The sequence below is a fragment of the Paraburkholderia sp. BL18I3N2 genome, assembly GCF_003001875.1.
GTDB lineage: Bacteria > Pseudomonadota > Gammaproteobacteria > Burkholderiales > Burkholderiaceae > Paraburkholderia > Paraburkholderia phytofirmans.
In genome coordinates this window covers 103,411-125,456 of record NZ_PVNC01000014.1, presented here as the reverse complement: position 1 = coordinate 125,456, position 22,046 = coordinate 103,411, and the positions used below count along the sequence as shown (strand labels likewise).

Here is a 22,046-nt window from a genome sequence, read left to right as displayed (position 1 = left end):
CATATCGCAGTGCTACACTGCGCGGACCATCACGTGGTGTATCCACAACAAGCCGGGCGGCGCCATGCTGGCAGTTTAGAATGGCGGTCGTTTTTCCGCTCAGGGAACGGATTTCCTCGCGTTTATGACAGATAACAATCACGTGCACAAACAGCCTCTGCCTTCCCTCGCTCTCGCCGCGATCGGAGTGGTGTTCGGCGATATCGGCACGAGCCCGTTGTACTCGCTGAAAGAAGCCTTCAGCCCCTCTCACGGCATTCCGCTGACCGATCAATCAATCCTGGGTGTGATCTCGCTGCTGTTCTGGGCGATCGTGATCGTGGTCGGCATCAAGTACGTGTTGTTCGTGATGCGCGCGGACAATAACGGCGAGGGCGGTGTGCTCGCGCTGATGGCGCTGGCGCTGCGCTCGCTCGACGAGAAGTCGAAAATGGCCGGCGTGCTGGTGATGCTCGGCATTTTCGGCGCCTGCATGTTCTATGGCGATGCGGTGATCACGCCGGCCATCTCGGTGATCTCGGCAGTCGAGGGTCTGGAAATCGCCGCGCCGCATCTGTCGCATCTGGTGCTGCCGCTCACCATGGTGATCCTCGTGCTGCTGTTCTGGATTCAGCGGCACGGCACCGCGATGGTCGGCCGTCTGTTCGGTCCGATCATGGTGGTGTGGTTCGCGGTGCTCGCAGTGCTCGGCCTGTGGCATATCCTGCAGTCGCCGAACGTGATCCGCGCACTGAACCCGTATTACGCGTACACCTTTATGGCCGCGCATGTGCTGCAGGCCTACGTGGTGCTCGGCTCGGTCGTGCTTGTGCTGACCGGCGCCGAAGCGCTGTACGCCGACATGGGCCACTTCGGCGCCAAGCCGATCCGCATGGCGTGGTATTTCCTCGTGATGCCTTCGCTGGTGCTGAACTACTTCGGCCAGGGCGCGCTGCTGATGCACGATCCGAAGGCCATCGAAAATCCGTTCTTCCTGCTCGCGCCGGACTGGGCCTTGCTGCCGCTCGTCGTGCTCTCGACCGTCGCGACGGTGATCGCCTCGCAGGCCGTGATTTCCGGTGCTTATTCGCTCACGAGCCAGGCGATCCAGCTCGGCTACGTGCCGCGCATGAAGATTCTGCACACGTCGGAACTGGCGATCGGTCAGATCTATGTGCCGGTGGTGAACTGGATGCTGCTGTTCATCATTCTGTGCATCGTGATCGCCTTCAAGAGCTCGGACAATCTCGCGGCCGCGTACGGCATCGCAGTGACGGCCACCATGGTGATCACCACGATCCTCGCCTGCGTCGTGATGGTGAACGTGTGGAACTGGAACAAGCTGCTGGTGGCGCTGATCATCGGCGTGTTCATGACGGTCGATCTAGGATTTTTCGGCGCGAACCTGCTGAAGGTGGAAGAAGGCGGGTGGTTGCCGCTCGGCATCGGCGCGCTGCTGTTCTTCCTGTTGATGACCTGGTTCAAGGGCCGCATGATCGTCAAGGAACGCACGGCCGCGGACGGTATTCCGCTCATGCCGTTCCTGCAGGGCTTGCTTGCGCATCCGCCGCATCGCGTGTCGGGCACGGCGATCTATCTGACAGGCAGCGATTCGCTCGTGCCGGTGAGTCTGCTGCACAATCTGAAGCACAACAAGGTGCTGCATGAACGCACCATCTTCCTGACCTTCGTGACGCGCGATATTCCGTACGTGAACGACTCGGAGCGTGTGACGGTCAAGGATATCGACGGCGGCCTGTATCTCGTCAAGGCGGCCTACGGCTTCAACGAAACGCCGGATGTGAAGGCGGTGCTGCTCGAAGTCGGCCGCACCCGTGACATGACCTTCGAGATGATGGACACGTCGTTCTTCCTCGCGCGCGAAACGGTGGTGCCGACGCAACTGCCTGGTATGTCGGTATGGCGCGAACGTGTGTTCGCATGGATGCATCAGAATGCCGCCAAGCCGACGGACTTCTTTAGTATTCCGGCTAATCGGGTGGTGGAGTTGGGGACCAAGATCGAGATTTGAATGCCGCCGTTGATGCTCGAGCGCTTCGCGCCCGAGGTGTGAAAAAAGCCCACGCAATGCGTGGGCTTTTTGTTTGGCGCTGGAGCGAGCGATCGACTGATCTGCACCGCGCGGTACTCAACAAGCTCGACTAGCTCGACTAGCTCGACAAGCTCAACAAGCGCGCAAGCGAATCACGCGCCTTTGACGCAGCGAACTTACTTCTGCTTGAGCTTGGCGAAAGCAGCCGCCATCGCGCCGCCCGCTTCCGGCTCACGCGAGCGCTGTTGCTGCCCGCCGCGTCCACCGCCGCCTGAACGGCCCGCGCCGCCGCGATCCTGCTGGGCGCCGCCACCGCTGCGTGCCGCCGCCACACCGACCTCGTCGTCCATCCGCATCGTCAAAGCGATACGCTGGCGTTTCACGTCCACTTCCAGCACCTTCACCTTGACGATCTGACCGGCCTTGACGACTTCATGCGGGTCCTTGATGAACTTCGTCGACATAGCCGACACGTGCACGAGACCGTCCTGATGCACGCCGATATCGATAAACGCGCCGAATGCCGCCACGTTCGTCACGACGCCTTCGAGCACCATGCCCGGCGTCAGATCGCTGACCTTTTCGACGCCTTCACGGAACGTCGCGGTCTTGAATTCGGGACGCGGATCGCGGCCCGGCTTTTCGAGTTCGAGCAGAATGTCGCGCACGGTCGGCAGGCCGAAACGATCGTCGACGAATTCCGCCGGCGAGAGGCCGCGCAACGCTTCGCGATTGCCCAGCACTTCGCCGACGTGCTTGCTGATTTTCGCCAGCATGCGCTCGACGACCGGATACGCTTCCGGGTGGACCGACGAGCGGTCGAGCGGATTCTCACCGTTGTTGATGCGCAGGAACCCGGCGGCCTGCTCGAACGTTTTGTCGCCCAGACGCGGCACCTTGCGTAAATGCTCGCGCGATGGGAACGGACCGTTCGCATCGCGATAGTCGACGATATTGCGCGCCAACGTGGCATTCAGACCCGACACGCGCGCAAGCAAGGCGACCGACGCCGTATTCGCATCCACGCCGACCGCGTTCACGCAGTCCTCGACCACCGCATCGAGCGAACGTGCCAATTCGCGCTGATTCACGTCGTGCTGATACTGGCCGACACCGATCGCTTTCGGCTCGATCTTCACCAACTCCGCGAGCGGGTCTTGCAGACGCCGCGCAATCGACACCGCGCCGCGCAGCGACACGTCCATGTCGGGGAATTCCTTCGCCGCGAGTTCGGAGGCCGAGTACACCGACGCGCCCGCTTCCGACACGACGATCTTCTGCAACTTGAATTCCGGATGACGCGCAATCAGCTCGCTTGCGAGCTTGTCCGTTTCACGCGACGCCGTGCCGTTGCCGATGCTGATCAGTTCAGCCTGCGTCTGCGCGCAGATGCGCGCGAGCTTCGCGATCGAGCCGTCCCAGTCGCGGCGCGGCTCGTGCGGATAGATCACGTCGGTGGCGAGCACCTTGCCGGTGCGGTCGACCACGGCCACCTTCACGCCGGTGCGCATGCCGGGGTCGAGGCCGATCACGGCCTTCGGCCCAGCGGGCGCCGCCAGCAGCAAGTCCTTCAGGTTGCGCGCGAATACGCGAATCGCCTCGTGCTCGGCTTCGTCGCGCAGATTGGTCAGCAGTTCGTTTTCGATATGCGGTTGAACCTTCACGCGCCAGCACCAGCGGCACACGTCGGAGAGCCACTTGTCAGCCGGACGATTCTGATTAGCGATGCCGAAATGGCGCGCAATCAGCGCTTCGCCCGGATGCGGCACTTGCGCGTCGAGTTCTTCGCCCAAGCCCAGCTTGACCATCAGCACGCCCGCATTGCGGCCGCGGAACAGCGCCAGCGCGCGATGCGAAGGCACAGTGCGGATGGTTTCCGCGTAGTCGTAGTAGTCGCGGAATTTCTCTTCTTCGGCGTGTTCCTTGCCTTCCACCACTTTCGACGACACCACGCCCTGGTTGAACAGGTAGTCGCGCAGTTTGCCAAGCAATTCGGCGGTTTCGCCGAACTGTTCCGAGAGAATGTCGCGCGCGCCGTCGAGCGCGGCCTTGACGTCGGCGACGCCTTTCTCGGCGTCCACGTAGGCGGCGGCTTCGGTTTGCGGGTCGAGCAGCGGATTGGCCAGCAACGCGTCGGCGAGCGGCTGCAGGCCGGCTTCGCGGGCGATCTGCGCGCGCGTGCGGCGCTTCGGCTTATACGGGAGATACAGGTCTTCCAGCACCTGCTTGCTGTCGGCGCCTTCGATCGCGGTGCGCAGCTCGTCGGTGAGCTTGCCCTGTTCGTCGATGCTGGCGATGATCGCGGCGCGCCGGTCTTCCAGCTCGCGCAGATACAGCAGGCGTTCCTCGAGGTTGCGCAGTTGCGTGTCGTCGAGATTGTCGGTCACTTCCTTACGGTAGCGGGCGATGAACGGAACAGTCGCTCCTTCGTCGAGAAGTTGCACCGCGGCCGCGACCTGGCGCGGCTGGACGGACAGTTCGGCGGCGATGCGCTGTACGATCTTGAGTGCTACGGTTTCCGTCATAAGGTCTTGGTGTTCCTGCGGACTCAGTTCGGGGGCCGCGCGCTGACGCTACGTGAGGGCCACGTGAGGCACGTCGGGGCACGCCGGGCGTGCACGCTGCGACCAGGTTGCTGGAGCGGGGCATTTTGCCATAAATGCAAAAGGGCTCAACCGCAGGGTGATAGAATTTCGGGCATGTTCCGCTGACCCTCTACGACGTTGCCGATCTCCTTGTTCCTCAACTGCCTGGGCTCCCGCTTGGTCTCTCGCTTGTCACAACTGCCGCCGTTTTTGTCGCCGGGTCTGGCACCGGGTTCGCCACGTTCTTCGCTCTCTTCGCTCGTATCGGCGCCGCGCTCCGTGTTCCTCTCACGTGGAGTGTTTTTCGCGTCGTGCGCGTCGTGTGTACTGGCCGTGGCGCTGGCGGTGTCCACGCCGGCCATGGCGCAGTCCGTGACGCCGGCGAGCAACAGCGGCGCGCGGCCCGCGGGCGCTTTGGCGCCGGCCGCCGCGTCGGGCGCACAGGCCACGACGGGCAAGGGCCCCACGAACGCCGAGGGCACGGACAGCGCCGGCAACGCGGTAGCGTGGGACAGCGACTTCGACGCGCGGCAAAAAGTCCTCGATCAGCGCACCGAGGAGAACAACTATCGGTACGGCGTCGCGGAGCACGACTGCTACAGCAAGTTCTTCGTCAATTCTTGCCTGAACAAGGCGCGCGACAGCATGCGCACGGTGCAGGCCGACATTCGCAAGGAACAGCTCGCGCTCGACGGCGAACAGCGCACCCAGCGCGCTCGCGTGCGTGACGAACAGGCGGCGATCAAGCGCGCGCAGGAAGAAGCGAGCGCACCGCAGCGTGCCGCCGACGACGCACGCAACGCGCAGGCGTACGAAGACAAGCAGAAGCAGCATCAGATCGATCAGGCGCAGCGCGCCGCCGAGGCGCCGCAGCGCAGCGCGAATGCGCAGGCCTATCAGGACAAACTGCGTCAGCACGCGCTGGATCAGGCGCAGCGCGGCATCAGCCCGTCGCGGGCCGCGGCTAATCAGCAGGCGTACGATCAGAAGCAGGGCGACTTCCAGCGCAAGCTCGACGAGGCGCGGGCGCAAGGCGCGCAGAAGGCCCATGAGCGCGTGGAGAAACAGCAGAGCTTCCAGAAGAAGCAGGCAGACGCCGCGCAGCACAAGGCGGACGTCGAGGCGCGTCAGAAGCAGGCGGCCGAGAAAGCCGAGCAGAAGCGTCAGGATGCGCTGAAACAGCAGCAAATCGAAGAGCAGCAAAAGCAGCAGCAACAACAGCAGTAAGCGTGCTGAAGGGGCCCTGAGCGAGCGTGGCAGGGCCGTAGCCGCCGTAACGCGTTTTAAGCCGGACAGCAACCTCAGGCATCGGGCCGCACACGCAGCCCGCGCCGTAGACGAGAGGAGGCGAGCATGCGCGATCAACATCACGTCATCAACGCGGACACACTTCGCGACCGCATTCTGCAACTGGAATCGGAGCATAGTGGGCTCGATCGCTTGATCGACCGAATGTCGGATGAGCCCGGCATCGACGACTTCGAGTTGCAGCGCCTGAAAAAGCGCAAACTCAAAGTCAAGGACACCATCATCTTGCTGCAATTGCAGCTCGAACCGGACGCACGCGCCTGAGTTCGCGGCCTGGCAGGCGCCGGGCGCGCGCCGCGCGAGCCGGACTTTGCAGGAAATGCTTGCCTTGAATTCACCGCTTGAAACTTCATCCCGTACCACGCCGGGCGACGCATCTGGAGCCGTCACACCGGCGCCGCGTCCTGCCGCGTCCGCACTGAGCGCGTCGCTGAATCCACGCCGCGTCGCCGAACTGGACGAGATCTTCGCTGCCAACGGTTTGCTGGCCCGTCAGATCGACGGTTACCGCTCGCGCGCGTCGCAGATCGAAATGTCGCGTGCCGTGGCCGCCGCGATGGAAGCGTCGGGCCGCGCAATGCCCGAACCCGCCATGTTCGAGGCGCAAAAGCGTCCGGCGCGGCGTCTGCAGGGAGCAAGTGCCGATGCCGCCGCCGAGGCCGCTGAGGGCGCCGAAACGGGTGGACTCGACGGCAGCGAAAACACGCTGATCGTCGAAGCCGGGACCGGAACCGGCAAGACCTACGCGTATCTCGTGCCGGCCATGCTGTGGGGCGGCAAGGTTATCGTCTCCACCGGCACGAAGCATTTGCAGGATCAGCTCTTTCAGCGCGACATTCCGACCGTGCGCGATGCGCTTGCGGTGCCTGTGTCGGTCGCCATGCTCAAGGGGCGCGCGAATTACCTGTGCCACTATTATCTGCAGCGCACCGCCGATAACGGCCGTCTGCCGTCGCGCCAGGAAACCTCGTATCTGCAGGATATCGTGCGCTTCGCCAAGATCACGCGCACCGGCGACAAGGCCGAACTGGCGAGCGTGCCGGAAACGGCGGCGGTGTGGTCGATGGTCACGTCCACGCGCGAAAACTGTCTCGGCCAGGAGTGTCCGCATTACAAGGACTGCTTTGTAATGCAGGCGCGCCGCGAGGCGCAGCAGGCGGATATCGTGGTGGTGAATCACCATCTGTTTTTCGCCGACATCATGTTGCGCGATACGGGCATGGCCGAGTTGCTGCCCACCGCCAACACCGTGATCTTCGACGAAGCGCATCAATTGCCCGAGACAGCCACGCTGTTTTTCGGCGAGACGCTTTCGACTACGCAGTTTCTCGAGCTCGCGCGCGATTCGGTGGCCGAAGGCTTGGGCCATGCGCGTGAAACGGTCGACTGGGTCAAGCTCGGCGCCACGCTCGAGCGAGCGGCGCGCGATGTGCGGCTCGCCTTCAAGGAAGACTCGGTGCGCCTGTCGATCGGCCAGTTGCCTGACGATCATCCGTTGTTCCCCGCGCTCGAAACGCTCGAGACCGAACTCGATGCATTGGCGTCCGCGCTGGCGGGTCAGGCGGAGCGAGCCGAATCGATCGGCGCGTGTCTGCGCCGCGCACGCGAGCTGCAGGGCGTGCTTGCCGGCTGGACCACGCCACCCACGCAGACCGAGCGCGCAGCCGCTGACGGCGCCTCTGCCGATGGCAAAACCGAGCGCGCCGATCCGAATGAAAAGGTGCGCTGGATCGAAGTCTTTTCGCATACGGTGCAGTTGCACGAAACGCCGTTGTCGGTCGCGCCGATCTTCGCGAAACAGCGCGCCGGTGTGCCGCGCGCGTGGATCTTCACGTCGGCCACGCTGTCGGTGCGCGGCGATTTCACGCACTATGCCGCGCAGATGGGCCTGAACGCGAAGCGCTCGATGACGCTGCCCAGTCCCTTCGACTATCCGACGCAGGGGCTGCTCTACGTGCCGCGCAATTTGCCGCAGCCATCTTCGCCGATGTTCACCGACGCCGTATTCGACGCCGCGTTGCCTGCGATCGAAGCATCGGGTGGCGGCGTCTTCATGTTGTGCACGACGCTGCGCGCGGTGGACCGCATCTCGGCCAAGCTGCGCGACACGATCGAAGCGCGCGGCTGGGACTATCCGCTGCTCGTGCAGGGCGATGCGAGCCGCACCGAATTGCTGGATCGCTTCCGCTCATACGGCAACGCGATCCTGGTGGGCAGCCAGAGCTTCTGGGAAGGCGTGGACGTGCGTGGCGACGCTTTGTCGCTGGTGGTGATCGACAAGCTGCCGTTCGCGCCGCCCGACGATCCGGTGTTGTCCGCTCGACTCGAAGCGCTCACCAAGAAAGGCTTGAGCCCGTTCGCCGTGCATCAGTTGCCGCAGGCCGTCATCACCCTGAAGCAGGGCGCAGGCCGTCTGATTCGCGCTGAGACCGATCGTGGCGTGCTGATGATTTGCGACACACGACTCGTCGACAAACCGTATGGGCGCCGTATATGGCAGAGCTTGCCGCCATTCAAACGCACGCGTGAGATCGAGGTAGTGCGCGAGTTTTTTGAAGAGAGCGCCACGCCGGCGCAGCGGGCTGATCAGGCTGATTAGAATTAGTCAGTGCCGCTTTAAAAAGCAGCGCTTAAATGACAAAACGCCACGGATTTGAATCCGTGGCGTTTTGCTTTACTGCCCGGGAAACCGCGATGATTTCCCGATGCAGTTTTCGCCCAGAGGCGAACCCTATGCGACAGCTTACTGGCTTGCGCCCGAAGCCGGAGCAGCAGCCGAAGCAGCAGCGTCCGAAGCAGCAGCGCTTGCGTCCGAAGCAGCGGTCGTAGCCGAAGCAGCAGCGTCGCTCGCAGCAGCAGCAGCACCCGAAGCAGCAGCAGCCGAATCCGAAGCAGCAGCAGCCGGTGCCGAAGCAGCAGCTGCGTCGCTAGCCGGGGCAGCGGCTTGGTCGTTGCTCTTGTTGCATGCAGCCAGTGCCACAGCTGCCAACAGGGATGCTACGAGGAGGGATTTCTTCATGATCACGTCCTTTTATGGTTTAAAGGTAAGCAACAGCGCAAAATAAAACCGGTAATGTGCTCCAACACCGACCTGGGCCGCTGGTGGAGAAGCTCTTTTGACGAGCTCGAATCTTCCCTACGGCTTGGGCGGAAATTATATGCACTTTCGTACTGACAATCCATAAATCCGGGGTCAATACGTTGTCTTTCTCATACAAAATTTCACTGTACGGTATAGCAGGCAGGCAGAGTTACGCAAGCTCGCCCACTTGTATCCAGCCCGCACAATACCACTCGTGTAGCCGTGCTGTCACCGACGAATCGTGTGAGAGTGTTACAAAGCGTTTCGCACTCATGCAGCGGTGGTTTGCGAGGTCAAACAACCATTTTTTTGCGCCGTCGAATGACGTTTCCTCTCCATTTACGAAGAAAAAACGGCGGTTGTACAACAAATTAGTCTTGCGGTCCAGCCGAATACCTGACTTCGAAGCCTGACTGATGAAACGGGCTTCATTAAGCGGCCTTTGCGGCGGATCAAAGACAACACTCGGCTTAGGTTCGCTGAGATATGTGCCAAGGAACGACGCAATATCCTGCTCATTCCATTTGATGCGAGCAAGGATTGCGCCAACCCTTTCGACCAACGCCGCCGGCAGCTCGGCCGGGCACTCCACGGCAGGTTGCTGCGGATCGCGATAAAGCGCGCCCGGCCGATCCGCCGCGTCGCCGCGCTCGGCCAGATGGTAGAGGAACTGGCCGGTCAGTTCGCTCGCCGAAGGGGCGCGAAAACCGATCGAACAGGTCATGCACTCGCCTTCGGCGATGCCGTCGTGCGCGATGTGCGGCGGCAGGTAAAGCATGTCGCCCGGTTCGAGCAGCCACTCCTCTTCGGGCTGGAAATTCTGTAAAACTTTCAAAGGCAAGCCGGGTTGCAGTGTCAGATCTTTCTGCGCGCTAATGCGCCAACGGCGCTTGCCTTTTACTTGCAAAAGAAACACATCGTAGGAATCGAAGTGCGGACCGACACCGCCGCCGTCGCTTGCGTAGGAAATCATCAGGTCGTCGAGACGCGCGTCCGGCACGAAGCGGAAACGGTCCAGCAGGGCGCGTGCGCGATCGTCGTGGAGATCGACCCCTTGCACGAGCAGCGTCCATGCGCGCTGTTTAACCGAAGGCAGTTCGTCAGGCGCGAACGGCCCGTGTTCGAGCTGCCATTTATTGCGGAAATGCGTGATCAGGCGCGCTTCGACTTCGTCCTGATCGGCCAGCTCGAAAAACTCGTCGCGTGAGAGCGGCGCCTCGACGTTCGGAATGGCCTGGCGAATCAGCAGCGGCTTTTTTTGCCAGTAGCGGCGCATGAATTGCGACGGCGTCAGATTGCCGAGCAGCGATGTGGGCGTGTCTGGCGAAGGCGGGAGAACCGGAACAGCCGGCTTTGAAGCCGGCGACGAATTCCGTGCCGAAGCTGCGTCGGCCGCGTGGTCAGTGGGCCGCTTGGGCATCGTATAATGTGAGTTGTATTCTGGAGAATCGAATGAAAATCGCAAAGAACACCGTCGTGTCGGTCGCTTACAAGCTGTCGGATGCGCAGGGCAATCTGATTGAAGAAAGCGACGAGCCGATGGTCTATCTGCACGGCGGCTATGATGGCACGTTCCCCAAGATCGAGGAAGAGCTCGACGGCCATGAGGCCGGTTTCGAGACCCAGATCCAGCTCGAGCCGCAAGACGCGTTCGGTGAGTACGACCCTGATCTCGTGAAGATCGAGCCGCGCAATCGCTTCCCGGAACCGCTCGAAGTCGGCATGCAATTCGAAGGCACGCCGGAAGAAGGCGACGAGGATCTCGACTCGCTGGTCTACGTGGTGACCGACGTCGCCGAAGACAAAGTCGTGCTCGACGGCAACCATCCGCTTGCCGGCATGGCGCTGCGTTTCGCGCTGACGGTGAAAGACGTGCGTCCGGCTACCGAAGACGAAATCCAGCACGAACACGCGCATGGTGCCGACGGCCTCGAAGTCCTCGACGAAGACGAGGACGACGAAGAAGAAGGCAAGTCAGGGCCCACGCTGCACTGAGCTTGCAGGCATGCCGGGCACGCTTGAAGAAGCGCCCGGCATGCGCGGTTGAGTGGCCGAGGCGGGCGGCGTCGACGTGGCCGGCCCGTAACCACCGCCACCCTGATCCGCCGGTATGCGCGGTTGCTGATCCAGTTGCGACTCTCCGGGCGTCTGCAACAGTGGCGGCAATTCCGACGCGGGTCCGAGCGCCGGTACAGCCGGCATCGAAGCAGCCGGTTCATCGCGCGGCAGCACGGGTTGCGCGGTGGGCATCGGCATTTGCTTCGGCACATCGCGCACACTCACGCGGAACGGCGGTTTCCTGCCGAGATCCGCATCCACCTGAATCCACTGATTGAGACGATCATGCGGCGCGAGCGCGACACGCGTGAGATTCGTCACCAGCATTCCTTTGTCATTGCGTAGCGGCTGATCGATCACGAAGCCGGCGCTTGCACGCTCGTCGTCGCAATGAATCACGAGCACTGGTCCACGGAAAATCTGCGCGAGCTTCACGAGGCTGCGTTTGAATTCCAGAAAGCCGTCGCGGCGTGTGTTGCGCGCAAAGCGCAACCACGCGAAACGGTCGGGCCGTTCGTAACGCTCCGGGTCCGGATCGCCTTGGATGAACACGACGATCGCACGCGCGTCGCGGCGTTTCGCATATTCGCCGGCATGTTCCAGCCAGAATGCATTGGCGATCACGCGGTCTTCGAATTCTCCGTTGCGTCCGCCCGCGGTCAGATAGTGATTGTTCGGACTCGGCGCATTCAGGCCGACGAACACCGTATCGCCCACTTGCCAGCGCACGTTCTCGCGATATGGGCGAAAGCGCGAGACTTCGCTTTCACGCGTCAATGCGATCGGGTTCTGGCCCATCGAGGTGGCGTCGGCAAAAAGCGTTTGGCGCAACTGGTCGAGCCGTTCGGTCGGATCGAAGCCGCCGGCTTCGGCCGTGCCGCAATCGGCCCAGTCGTGCTGGCCCGGAATGAAGAAGAGGGCGGGCCGCGAGGTTTCGAGCAGCGCGTGGCGGCGCTCATAAAGCGCGTCGCGGCAAGCCTCTTTCGCGCCCTTGAGATTGCCGTCGTACACGATAAAGGACATGTCGCGCTCGCGGCTGATCGCTTCGATCAACCGCTGAGTGGGCGCTTCGTCGGCGACGCTCTGCATCGTGTTGGCGATGACCGCGAAGGTGTAGCGCGAGCTGTCCGCGTACGCCGCCGGCGCGAAACCTGACAACCCCGCGAACAGTCCGGCGAGCGGCACACCGCCGCCCGAGAGTGTCAGGGCGAGGGTCAGCGCCGCGCGGAGTTTGCGCGGACGCTGCGGGGGCTTCTGTGAGTCAATGATCCGCATCCGGCGCGGCGGCCAGTTCGTGCAATTCGTACAGCAGATCGAGTGCTTCGCGCGGCCGCAGATCGTTCGGATCGATGCCGCGCAGACGCTCGACGAGCGCCTGCATGGCGGGCGGCACCGCAGGCTCTCCTTTCGCATCGCGTTCGTCGTCCGCGTCTTCGAGCAGCATCGGCATCGGTGTTGCGAACAGATCGAGTTGCGGCGCGGGTTGCGCGGCCGACTGCTGTTCCAGATGCGCAAGATGCTTGCGCGCCGCGCGAATCACCGCGTTCGGCACGCCGGCGAGTTGCGCGACCTGCAGGCCGTAGCTCTGATTCGCCGGACCTTCGCTGACCGCGTGCAGGAACACGATGCCGTGCCCATGCTCGACCGCCGACAAATGCACGTTGGCCGCCTGCGGAAATTCCGCCGGCAACTGCGTCAACTCGAAGTAGTGCGTGGCAAATAGCGTATGGCAACCGTTGTGCGCGAGCAGATGCCGTGCAATGGCCCACGCCAGCGCGAGCCCGTCGAACGTGGAGGTGCCGCGGCCGATCTCGTCCATCAGCACGAGACTTTGCGGCGTGGCGTCGTTCAGGATCGCGGCGGCTTCAGTCATCTCGACCATGAAAGTCGAGCGGCCGCCGGCAAGATCGTCCGCTGCGCCGATGCGCGTGAAGATGCGGTCGATCGGCCCGAAGGCGGCGCGCCGCGCGGGCACATAGCTGCCCACATAAGCGAGCAGCGCGATCAGCGCGGTCTGGCGCATGAAGGTCGATTTACCGCCCATGTTCGGGCCGGTGATCAGCAGCAGTTTGCGCTCGGGCGTGAGCGAGCAGTCGTTGGCGATGAACTGCTCGACCTGCGCCTCGACAACCGGATGCCGCCCCTGTTCGATTTCAATGCCGGCGTTTGCCGAGAAGGTCGGCGCGACCCAATCGAGCGCGCGGGCGCGCTCGCCGAAGGCCGCCAGCAGATCGAGTTCGGCGAGCGCCGAGGCGACCCGCTGACAATCCGGGATGAAGGGCAGCAGCGCCTGCAGCAGCGCGTCGTAGAGCGAGCGTTCGCGGGCGAGGGCGCGTTCCTGCGCGGACAGGGCTTTGTCCTCGAACGTTTTCAGTTCCGGCGTGATGTAGCGTTCGGCATTTTTCAGCGTCTGGCGGCGGCGATAGTCGTCGGGCACCTTGTCGGTCTGGCCGCGCGTGACTTCGATATAAAAGCCGTGGACCTTGTTGTATTCGACGCGCAGATTGCCGATGCCCGTGCGTGCGCGCTCGCGTGTCTCGAGGTCGATCAGGAACTGCCCGCAGTTCTCCGAAATATCGCGCAGTTCGTCCAGTTCCGCATCGTAGCCGCGCGCGATCACGCCGCCGTCGCGCACCATGGCCGACGGTTCCTGCGCAACCGCGCGCTTGAGCAGTTCGACGCAGGCTTGCGGCGGTTCAAGGGAGGCGTCGATGCGGGCCAGCGAATCCGCATTCGGCGCAACGGCTGCGAGTTGCATGCGCAACTCGGGCAACGCAATGAAGGTATCGCGCAGGCTCGACAGATCGCGAGGCCGCGCGGACAGCAGCGCGAGACGCCCGGTGATGCGCTCGATGTCCGAGATCTGCCGCAACGCGCCGCGCAATGAATCGACGCTCGCGCCCGGCGGCGCGTCGAGCAAGGCGCCGATTGCCTGCTGACGTGCCTGCGCCACCGCCGATTCGCGCGGCGGATGATGCAGCCAGTGACGCAGCAGCCGGCTGCCCATGGTCGTGCAGCAGGTGTCGAGCAGCGAACACAGCGTGGGCGATTCAGTACCGCGCAGCGTTTCCGTGAGTTCGAGGTTGCGGCGCGTCGCGGGGTCGAGGCCGATATATTCGGACTCGTATTCGACCTTCAGACTGCGCACGTGACGCAACTGCTGACCTTGCGTGGCCGCGGCATACAGCAGCAGCGCGCCGGCCGCGCCGCATGCGCAGGTCAGCGAATGCGCGCCGAAGCCGTCGAGGCCCGCCACTTCCAGCTGATCGCACAAGCGTTGCGTGCCCGAGGCGACGTCGAAGTGCCAGACCGGCACGCGGGTGAGGGCGCCCGCATTGACCGGCGGCGTCCAGCTCGCCGAGTCGCTGGGCGTGTCGGCCACCAGAATTTCCGCGGGACGAATGCGCTCGAGCGCAGCCGCCACCTGGTCGGGCGCGACCTCCGCGAGGCGCAACGCTCCGCTCGCCAGATTCAGCCATGCAAGGCCGACGCTGGTCGCAACGCCGCGCCGGTTATGCGCGACGCACATGGCCAGCAGATAGACATCGCTCTTGTCGGACAGGAGCGCTGCGTCCGTGAGCGTGCCCGGCGTGACCACGCGCACCACCTTGCGCTCGACCGGGCCCTTCGACGTAGCCGGGTCGCCGATCTGCTCGCAGATCGCGACGGATTCGCCGAGCTTCACGAGCTTGGCGAGATACTGTTCGACCGCGTGATGCGGCACGCCGGCCATCTTGATCGGATTGCCCGCCGACGCGCCACGCTGCGTGAGTGTCAGATCGAGCAGACGTGCGGCTTTTTCCGCGTCTTCGAAAAAGAGTTCGTAGAAGTCGCCCATCCGGTAGAACACCAGCGTGCCCGGATGATCCGCTTTGATGCGCAGATACTGCTGCATCATTGGCGTGTGCTGTGCGACGTCGTTGGCCGCTGCGGTTTGAATGCCCATCCTCGATATCTTCTTGCGTAAGCTGTTCAGGGCGTGAGTTTAACCTGCCCGCGCGGCGAGCGGACCCTGGCCGGATGGCCAATCCGCATTGCAGCGCATTGCAGCCCTACGCCGCGGCGAGCAGCCGACGCGAGCCGCGCCGTGCCCGCTTCACCGGCATGAAGGCGTCATTCTTCCACCATGGCCCGCATATCCACCGTGCGTTCATTCACCGCGCTACGCCGCTTCGCAAGCCACATCATGAAGGTGATGAACGTGCCGAATACTACGATGATCCACTGCGCCGGCATCTTCGCCGTAAGCAGCAGCGCGTAGACGCCGAGCATCAGCAGCACGGCGAGGTTCTGGTTGAAATTCTGCACCGCGATCGAATGCCCCGCGGACAGCAGCGTCGCGCCGCGATGCTGAAGAATCGCGTTCATCGGCACGATGAAAAAGCCCGACAGCGCGCCGAGCAGAATCATCAGCGGATAGGCGAGCAGAATGTAAAACGGCAGCACGTATGTGCCGATGCGAACGCCTGCGCCCGGCGGGAACAGATCCTTGTTATAGAAGGCCATGGCGATCGCCACCGCGCCGGTCAGAATGCCGACCGGCAACACGCGCAGCGATTTGCGCAACGGAATCAGCGCGGCTGCCGCCGCTGCGCCGACCGCGATGCCGAGACCCGTGACGCCTTGCATGACCGCTGCCTTCGAGAGCGACAGCCCGAGATTCACGTTGGCCCATTTGAGCACCAGCAATTGCAGCGTGACCGCGCCGCCCCACATCAGGGTCGTCACCCACAGCGCGATCTGCGCGAGTTTGTCGGCCCACAGCACGTTGAAGCAATGATAGAAATCGCCGACCAGTTTCTTCGGTTCGCTCAGGCGATTTTGATAACGCGCGCCCGTGTCGGGAATGAAGATGTTGATCGCGGCGGCGATCGCATAGGTCACCATCGTCGCGAACATGGCGAGATCGGCGGAGGAGCGGATCAGCGGCAGATGCGCGTGCGCGACGAATTTGTCGGCGAAGGTGCTGATCAACGCGCCGCCCACCATCGTGCCGACGATGGTCGACAGCACGGTGGCCGATTCGAGCCACGCATTGGCCTTGACGAGTTTTTCCGCAGGCAGCAGTTCAGTGAGAATGCCGTATTTGGCCGGCGAATACGCAGCCGCGCCGAAGCCGACCACGCCGTAGGCAATCATCGGATGAACGCCCGCGATCATCATCAGGCAGCCGCTCGCCTTCAACGCGTTCGAGATGAACATGACATGCCGCTTTTGCATCGAGTCGGCAAAAGCGCCGACGAACGGCGCGAGCAGCACGTACGAAACGGTGAAGAAAATCTGCAGGAGCGGCGTGACCCAGGCGGCCGAGCGGATCACGGAAAGCAGTGCGATGGCCGCGATCAACAGTGCATTGTCCGCCAGCGACGAAACAAACTGCGCCGCGATGATTGTGTAGAAGCCTTTTTTCATGAAGCGGATTGAAAGCTGCGCGAGAAGTCAGGCGCAAAGCAGGGCGCAGCGAGAAACGCGCGAAACGCAGCCGGCAATGACGTGCGCCGGCGCGGCATCCCGCTTTGTAGCACGAACGCCCGCTGCATGCAGGCGCGCCAACGAAAAAGCGGCCGAAGCCGCTTTTCATGTTCCGCTTGCCGGCGCCGCCCTCGTGGGGCTTATGCCGCTTGCTGACGCGTGCGGCTGAAGCGCGACAGGATCGGGATCATCTGCGCGTAGACCTTCGCGTTGCCCGCGACGATTTCGCCGACGTGCAGGAAATCCGAATCGCCCGTGTAGTTGCCGACCAGGCCGCCGGCTTCCGTGATCAGCAGGCTGCCCGCGGCGACGTCCCACGCATTCAGGCCTTGCTCGAAGAAGCCGTCCATGCGGCCGGCGGCAACGTTCGCCAGATCGAGCGCGGCGGCGCCCGGACGGCGCAGGCCGGCGCATGCTTCGGTCATTTCAGCGAACTGGCGGCCGTACGCTTCGAGGCCGTCCTTTTCGCGGAACGGGAAGCCAGTGCCGATCAGGCCGTCGGCCAGACGGTCGCGCTTGGCCACGCGGATGCGGCGATCATTGAGGAACGCGCCACGGCCACGCGAGGCGGTGAACAGGTCGTTGCGGGTCGGATCGTAGACCACGGCCTGCGTCACGATGCCCTTGTGAGCGAGCGCGATCGAGATGCAATAGTACGGAAAACCGTGAATGAAATTGGTGGTGCCGTCGAGCGGATCGATGATCCACTGGTATTCGGATTCGTTGTCCGACTTGCCGGATTCTTCGGCGAGGATGGCGTGATCGGGGTAGGCGGTCTTGAGCGTGTCGATGATCGCCGCTTCAGACGCTTTGTCGACCTCCGTGACGAAATCGTTGTGCTGTTTCTTGCTGACCTGCACCAGATCGAGATCGAGTGAAGCGCGGGTGATGATCTGTGAAGCGCGGCGTGCGGCTTTCACAGCGATATTGAGCATGGGATGCATGAGACTGGATCCTTGTGCCGGGGCAGCACGGCTGCTGGCCGGTAAATGAGCGCTAACCTGCGCTAATTGGGCGCCCTCTAAGAGGCGCGGAAACAGCACGGAACGCTCGCCCGGTACAACCGGTGCGCATTCCGCCGACGGAGACGAATTGGATAAGAACGAGGCGTTTATGCGGTGCCGAACGGCAAAGCAGGACGCGAATTTCGGTATTTTACCTGAGTCCGGACGCCGCGGCAGCGTTTGCGGGGGCCGGCGGCCAACCTGCCGAAGTTTTACGCGGCTCGGCCCGGCATTCGCAAGCACATTGCCGTACGCATCTGCATGCGCATCTGCCTCCATTTCGGACCGCCTGCGGCGTTGGCGCTACCATACGCGTCTTTAGCTTGCAGAATTCCATCGTGGACCACACCCACCATTCCTCCGATCCTGCCGTAGCCGAACTGCGCGGCGGCTTCACCTCGACGCGCTTCGTGCTGGTCGAGCCGAGCCATCCGGGCAACGTCGGCGCCGCGGCGCGCGCACTGAAAACCATGGGTTTCTCGCGGCTCGTACTCGTGTCGCCGCGCGTGCCTCACGTGCAAAGCGATCCGGAAGCCATCGCCATGGCAAGCGGTGCCGACGACGTGCTGGCGTCCGCGCACGTCGTGCCGACCCTCGCCGATGCGCTGAGCGGCGTGCACTGGTCGATCGCGCTGACCGCGCGGCTGCGCGAATACGGGCCGCCGCAATGGACGCCGCGCGCCGCGGCCGGCATTGCGCGTGAACAGGCGGTGCATGGCGAGATCGCGCTGGTGTTCGGCAACGAGCGCACGGGTCTGTCGAACGAGGACGTCGAGCGATGCAGCGCGCTCGCGCATATTCCCGCCAATCCGGCCTATAGCTCGCTCAATCTCGCGCAGGCCGTGCAAGTGTTGGCGTATGAACTGCGCACGATGTATCTGTCGAGCGACAGCGCAACAGGCGGGGCGCAAGCCGCGCCTCAGGCGGCAGCGGAGGAGGGCGAGCCCGTCGGTGCGCGCGCCGCGAGCGACGAAATCGAAAGCATGTTCACGCATCTGGAAAGCGCGCTCGTCGCGCTCGAATTTCTCGATCCGGCCAATCCGAAGAAGCTGATGTCGCGTCTGCGGCGTCTCTTTGCGCGCTCGGGTCTCGAGCGCGAGGAAGTGAATATCGTGCGCGGCATCGCCAAACACATTCTGTTGAAACGCAAGTCCAGGGACGACGCGTCCTGAAGGCTGCGTGTGGTACCCGGACTGAATGCTTCCCCGCTGGCCGGCGACGACCCCGCCGGCAGCGTGGACTTCCGGCAGGTTTTCCGCAATCCACCTACAATCCCCAAGACGTTCTAAGCAAAGCTGCCGCCGTGCTATGCGGCGAGCCACGCCGTCGTGCGCGCAAGGTTGCGCGTGCGGCTCTTTCTCCCACCACACAGTTGCTGCCATGTTCACGAGACTTCGCGAAGACATCGCCACGATCCGCGAGCGCGACCCCGCCGCCCGCAGCGCCTGGGAGGTCCTCACGTGTTATCCGGGTCTGCACGCGCTCGTGCTGCACCGGCTCGCGCACGCGTGCTGGCGAGCCAAACGCCGCTGGTTCGCGCGTTTCGTCTCGCAGATGGCGCGCTTCATGACCGGCATCGAAATCCATCCGGGCGCGACGCTCGGGCGGCGCGTGTTCATCGATCACGGCATGGGCGTGGTGATCGGCGAGACCGCGCAGATCGGCGACGACTGCACGATCTATCAGGGCGTCACGCTCGGCGGCACGTCGCTCACGCGCGGCGCGAAGCGGCATCCGACGCTCGAGCGCGGCGTGATCGTCGGCGCGGGCGCGAAGGTGCTCGGCGGTTTCACGATCGGCGCGGACGCGAAGATCGGCTCGAACGCGGTGGTGACCAAGCCCGTGCCGGCGCGTGGCACCGCGGTGGGTAACCCGGCGCGGATCATCGTGCCGGCGGCGGCTGCGGTGGCTCCGGAAGCGGCGGCCAACGCCGGTTCCAATGGCGCCGCGCGCGACGGGAAACGCTCCGCCACGAGCGGCGGCTTCTGCGCATACGGCATCACGCCGAACGCGGACGATCCGGTGTCGCTGGCGATTCATGGGCTGATCGATCACGCCGCCACGCAAGCTAAACGCATCGACGAAATCGTCGATGCGCTGGAGCGACTGGGTACGAGTCTCGAAGGACTGCAAGGGGCGGATGCGGCGTTGCTTGATCTGCGACGGTTGTCGGCTGCGATTGCAGGGAAAGTGGAAGCGGTGGCGGCGGAGCGGTGAAGTTATTCGTGCGCGCCGCCGAGGCCGGTGCTAAAGGCCGACGCTAACAGTAACGCTAAACGTGGCGTAGAGCGAGAGCAGCCACAACGCTGGCACGCGTGGCCTGGAAGAGTGCCGAACGACCGGGGTACATGACCCGTCGGCACCGGTGCAATCAACGGCCGCCACCTTCAACCCAACGGCAACGCCCGAATCCCTTCAGCGTCGATACGCAAATATCCACCACGGCGCTCGCCGTGGTCGAGATCCCAGTCCGGCAGAACCCAGCGCGTGCCGCCCGGCTCGCGATGCCGCGCCGGCCGGTGCGTGTGCCCATGAATGAGAGTCGCCGTTTTCGACGATTTGAATAACGCAGCCACGGCTGCCGCCGTCACGTCGTACTTCGGCGAAACGGGCCGCGCGCGGCCTTGCTCGCTTTTCGAGCGCATGTTCTCGGCGAGCTTCTGACGCCAGCGCAACGGCCACGCGAGAAACAGCATCTGCGCGAAACGGTTGCGCGCAAAACGCCGGAACATTTGATAGCCACGATCCGCGGTACACAAGGCGTCGCCGTGCGCGAGCACGAGACGCGTGCCGAATGCGGTGATCACGAACGGATCGGGCAGCCAGATCGCGCCGGCTGCTTTCATGAAGCGCTTGCCCAGCAGAAAATCGCGGTTACCGTGCATGATGTAGAGCGCGATGCCGCGCTCCGACAACGTATGCAGCAGCGCCGCCATGCGCGCGACGAACGGCTCGACGAGCATATCGTCGCCGATCCAGTACTCGAACAGATCGCCGAGTATGAACACCGAATCGGCCTGCTCGGCCGTGAAGCGGATGAAATGCTCGAACGCGGCGACCGTGTGCGGGATCGCCTCGCTCAGATGAATATCGGAGAGGAAAAAAAACGGGCGTGCGGCGTGCGGGCGTTTGCCCTCGCCAGGCACGCCCGCGGCGACGCTTCGCAGCGGCGTTTCTTGCAGCATTGAAGGTGCCTGATATCAGTTCGAACGAATCGATGCTCGCTACGACACTTAGTCGACGATCACAGCCTTTTCGATCACCACGTCGTCCGCCGGCACGTCCTGATGGAAGCCCTTCGAACCCGTCTTGACCTTCTTGATCTTCTCGACGATGTCGAGGCCTTCGACCACCTTGCCGAACACGGCGTAACCCCAGCCTTGCGGCGTCGGCGACGAGTGGTTCAGGAAGTCGTTGTCGTTCACGTTGATGAAGAATTGCGCCGTGGCCGAGTGCGGGTCGTTCGTGCGCGCCATGGCGACCGAGCCGTTGACGTTCTTCAGACCGTTGTTCGCTTCGTTGGTGATCGGCTCGCCCGTCGGCTTCTGTTTCATGCCGGGTTCGAAGCCGCCGCCCTGGATCATGAAGCCGTCGATCACGCGGTGGAACACCGTGTTGTCGTAGTGGCCGGCCTTCACGTAGTTGAGGAAGTTCTCAACCGACTTCGGCGCCTTTTCAGCGTCCAGTTCGAGTTTGATGACGCCGTGGTTCGTATGCAGTTCAACCATGATGGAATCCTTTGATGAACAGGGTGGGTAAAAGGCGCGGCAAGTCGTCACGATTTGTCATGATTTGACTTTCAGCCGCGCCGGGGCGTGGATTGAGCGCTGACGCTTTTCTCGTGCGCGCCTGACTACGGCGCGCGTCCTGGTCCTGCAATTACTTGCCGACCACCGTAGCCGACTCGATCACGACCGGCTTTTGCGGCACGTCGCCCATCGGGCCGCGCGAGGTGGTGGGCGTGCCTTCGATCTTCTTCACGACGTCCATGCCGCTCGTGACCTTGCCGAACACCGCATAGCCGTTGCCGTCCGGATTCGGATAGTCGAGGCCGGCATTGTCCACCGTATTGATGAAGAATTGCGCGGTGGCCGAATTCGGGTCGCTGGTGCGCGCCATGGCGAGCGTGCCCGTCATGTTCTTCAGACCGTTACGGCTTTCGAGCGGAATCGGCGCGCGCGTCGGCTTCTCCGCGAAGCTTTGCGTGTAGCCGCCGCCCTGAATCATGAAGCCACGAATCACGCGATGGAAAATCGTGCCGCTGTACTGGCCGGACTTCACATAGTCGAGGAAGTTGGCGACCGTCTTGGGCGCCTTCTCAGGATACAACTCGACGCGGATGTCGCCTTCCGATGTCTTGAAGAGGACGGACGGATGCGCGGCTTGCGAACCGGACTGGGCAAATGCGGGAGCGTTTGCGATCAGGGCGGCGCTGCCGAGCGCCAACATCAACCATTTCATGAAGATCCTCAGGGTTGGAAAAAACGTATTGCGCGAAACGTAAT

Annotated in this window: 17 protein-coding genes; 7 read left to right on the top strand and 10 right to left on the bottom strand. The window is 63.3% G+C overall.

Features of this window, described 5'->3' with window-relative positions:
• Window positions 1-124 precede the first annotated feature (124 nt).
• Complete coding sequence (locus B0G75_RS28695; protein WP_012433518.1) at window positions 125-2,011, top strand: potassium transporter Kup; 1,887 nt, start codon at window positions 125-127, stop codon at window positions 2,009-2,011.
• 197 nt (window positions 2,012-2,208) lie between these two features.
• Here the strand turns inward: B0G75_RS28695 and B0G75_RS28690 are convergent, their stop codons facing one another.
• Entirely contained in the window at window positions 2,209-4,557 is a 2,349-nt protein-coding gene (locus B0G75_RS28690; protein ID WP_106313423.1) for a Tex family protein, read from the bottom strand.
• Window positions 4,558-4,896: 339 nt separating this feature from the next.
• On the opposite strand from B0G75_RS28690, the gene B0G75_RS28685 reads away from it, so the two are divergent.
• The 3 genes from B0G75_RS28685 (at window position 4,897) to B0G75_RS28675 (ending at window position 8,524) form a co-directional block, all read left to right on the top strand.
• A complete protein-coding gene (locus B0G75_RS28685; RefSeq protein WP_258194744.1) occupies window positions 4,897-5,844 on the top strand; it encodes a hypothetical protein in 948 nt (315 codons plus the stop codon).
• 126 nt (window positions 5,845-5,970) lie between these two features.
• Window positions 5,971-6,189 carry a DUF465 domain-containing protein gene (locus B0G75_RS28680; RefSeq protein ID WP_007181361.1) on the top strand — a complete coding sequence of 73 codons (219 nt, stop codon included), beginning with the start codon at window positions 5,971-5,973 and terminating at the stop codon, window positions 6,187-6,189.
• Window positions 6,190-6,253: 64 nt separating this feature from the next.
• Window positions 6,254-8,524 carry an ATP-dependent DNA helicase gene (locus tag B0G75_RS28675; protein WP_106313480.1) on the top strand — a complete coding sequence of 757 codons (2,271 nt, stop codon included), beginning with the start codon at window positions 6,254-6,256 and terminating at the stop codon, window positions 8,522-8,524.
• A 144-nt stretch (window positions 8,525-8,668) separates the two neighbouring features.
• Here B0G75_RS28675 and B0G75_RS41510 read toward each other — a convergent pair whose 3' ends face one another.
• Window positions 8,669-8,944: a hypothetical protein gene (locus B0G75_RS41510; protein WP_091792954.1), complete on the bottom strand. Its 276-nt coding sequence runs from the start codon at window positions 8,942-8,944 to the stop codon at window positions 8,669-8,671.
• Window positions 8,945-9,176: 232 nt separating this feature from the next.
• Window positions 9,177-10,427 (bottom strand): cupin domain-containing protein, encoded by a 1,251-nt coding sequence (locus tag B0G75_RS28660; protein ID WP_106313421.1) that lies wholly within the window; start codon window positions 10,425-10,427, stop codon window positions 9,177-9,179.
• Between the two features lie 32 nt (window positions 10,428-10,459).
• Between B0G75_RS28660 and B0G75_RS28655 the strand changes: the two genes are divergently transcribed.
• Window positions 10,460-11,002 (top strand): peptidylprolyl isomerase, encoded by a 543-nt coding sequence (locus B0G75_RS28655; RefSeq protein WP_012433513.1) that lies wholly within the window; start codon window positions 10,460-10,462, stop codon window positions 11,000-11,002.
• On the opposite strand, the gene B0G75_RS28650 is transcribed toward B0G75_RS28655, so the two are convergent.
• From B0G75_RS28650 to B0G75_RS28635, 4 genes are all read right to left on the bottom strand, one after another.
• The gene (locus tag B0G75_RS28650) at window positions 10,982-12,340 is read right to left on the bottom strand and encodes a hypothetical protein (RefSeq protein ID WP_106313420.1); all 1,359 of its coding nucleotides are present in this window, start codon (window positions 12,338-12,340) and stop codon (window positions 10,982-10,984) included. The two genes, B0G75_RS28655 and B0G75_RS28650, sit on opposite strands and share 21 nt — an antisense overlap.
• Complete coding sequence (gene mutS / locus B0G75_RS28645; RefSeq protein WP_106313419.1) at window positions 12,327-15,011, bottom strand: DNA mismatch repair protein MutS; 2,685 nt, start codon at window positions 15,009-15,011, stop codon at window positions 12,327-12,329. The genes B0G75_RS28650 and mutS overlap by 14 nt, the downstream gene beginning before the upstream one ends.
• A gap of 167 nt (window positions 15,012-15,178) precedes the next feature.
• Window positions 15,179-16,477: a lysophospholipid transporter LplT gene (gene lplT, locus B0G75_RS28640; RefSeq protein ID WP_106313418.1), complete on the bottom strand. Its 1,299-nt coding sequence runs from the start codon at window positions 16,475-16,477 to the stop codon at window positions 15,179-15,181.
• Window positions 16,478-16,677: 200 nt separating this feature from the next.
• A complete protein-coding gene (locus tag B0G75_RS28635) occupies window positions 16,678-17,481 on the bottom strand; it encodes an inositol monophosphatase family protein (RefSeq protein ID WP_106313417.1) in 804 nt (267 codons plus the stop codon).
• 398 nt (window positions 17,482-17,879) lie between these two features.
• On the opposite strand from B0G75_RS28635, the gene B0G75_RS28630 reads away from it, so the two are divergent.
• The gene (locus B0G75_RS28630; protein ID WP_106313479.1) at window positions 17,880-18,713 is read left to right on the top strand and encodes an RNA methyltransferase; all 834 of its coding nucleotides are present in this window, start codon (window positions 17,880-17,882) and stop codon (window positions 18,711-18,713) included.
• Window positions 18,714-18,921: 208 nt separating this feature from the next.
• Window positions 18,922-19,758, top strand: a complete 837-nt coding sequence (cysE, locus tag B0G75_RS28625; RefSeq protein WP_106313416.1) for a serine O-acetyltransferase — start codon at window positions 18,922-18,924, stop codon at window positions 19,756-19,758.
• 170 nt (window positions 19,759-19,928) lie between these two features.
• On the opposite strand, the gene B0G75_RS28620 is transcribed toward cysE, so the two are convergent.
• The 3 genes from B0G75_RS28620 to B0G75_RS28610 form a co-directional block, all read right to left on the bottom strand.
• On the bottom strand, window positions 19,929-20,726 hold the full coding sequence (locus B0G75_RS28620; protein WP_106313415.1) for a UDP-2,3-diacylglucosamine diphosphatase: 798 nt from the start codon (window positions 20,724-20,726) through the stop codon (window positions 19,929-19,931).
• Window positions 20,727-20,774: 48 nt separating this feature from the next.
• On the bottom strand, window positions 20,775-21,269 hold the full coding sequence (locus B0G75_RS28615) for a peptidylprolyl isomerase (protein WP_012433504.1): 495 nt from the start codon (window positions 21,267-21,269) through the stop codon (window positions 20,775-20,777).
• 151 nt (window positions 21,270-21,420) lie between these two features.
• On the bottom strand, window positions 21,421-22,002 hold the full coding sequence (locus B0G75_RS28610) for a peptidylprolyl isomerase (RefSeq protein WP_012433503.1): 582 nt from the start codon (window positions 22,000-22,002) through the stop codon (window positions 21,421-21,423).
• Window positions 22,003-22,046 lie beyond the last annotated feature (44 nt).

Bases quoted from the DNA above. Each gene is read 5' to 3' on its own strand.
- B0G75_RS28610 (WP_012433503.1), bottom strand. From the start codon at position 22,002: ATGAAATGGTTGATGTTGGCGCTCGGCAGCGCCGCCCTGATCGCAAAC.
- B0G75_RS28650 (WP_106313420.1), bottom strand. From the start codon at position 12,340: ATGCGGATCATTGACTCACAGAAGCCCCCGCAGCGTCCGCGCAAACTC.
- B0G75_RS28620 (WP_106313415.1), bottom strand. From the start codon at position 20,726: ATGCTGCAAGAAACGCCGCTGCGAAGCGTCGCCGCGGGCGTGCCTGGC.
- B0G75_RS28635 (WP_106313417.1), bottom strand. From the start codon at position 17,481: ATGCATCCCATGCTCAATATCGCTGTGAAAGCCGCACGCCGCGCTTCA.
- B0G75_RS28695 (WP_012433518.1), top strand. From the start codon at position 125: ATGACAGATAACAATCACGTGCACAAACAGCCTCTGCCTTCCCTCGCT.
- B0G75_RS28690 (WP_106313423.1), bottom strand. From the start codon at position 4,557: ATGACGGAAACCGTAGCACTCAAGATCGTACAGCGCATCGCCGCCGAA.
- cysE (WP_106313416.1), top strand. From the start codon at position 18,922: ATGTTCACGAGACTTCGCGAAGACATCGCCACGATCCGCGAGCGCGAC.
- B0G75_RS28655 (WP_012433513.1), top strand. From the start codon at position 10,460: ATGAAAATCGCAAAGAACACCGTCGTGTCGGTCGCTTACAAGCTGTCG.
- lplT (WP_106313418.1), bottom strand. From the start codon at position 16,477: ATGAAAAAAGGCTTCTACACAATCATCGCGGCGCAGTTTGTTTCGTCG.
- B0G75_RS28660 (WP_106313421.1), bottom strand. From the start codon at position 10,427: ATGCCCAAGCGGCCCACTGACCACGCGGCCGACGCAGCTTCGGCACGG.
- B0G75_RS41510 (WP_091792954.1), bottom strand. From the start codon at position 8,944: ATGAAGAAATCCCTCCTCGTAGCATCCCTGTTGGCAGCTGTGGCACTG.
- B0G75_RS28615 (WP_012433504.1), bottom strand. From the start codon at position 21,269: ATGGTTGAACTGCATACGAACCACGGCGTCATCAAACTCGAACTGGAC.
- mutS (WP_106313419.1), bottom strand. From the start codon at position 15,011: ATGGGCATTCAAACCGCAGCGGCCAACGACGTCGCACAGCACACGCCA.
- B0G75_RS28680 (WP_007181361.1), top strand. From the start codon at position 5,971: ATGCGCGATCAACATCACGTCATCAACGCGGACACACTTCGCGACCGC.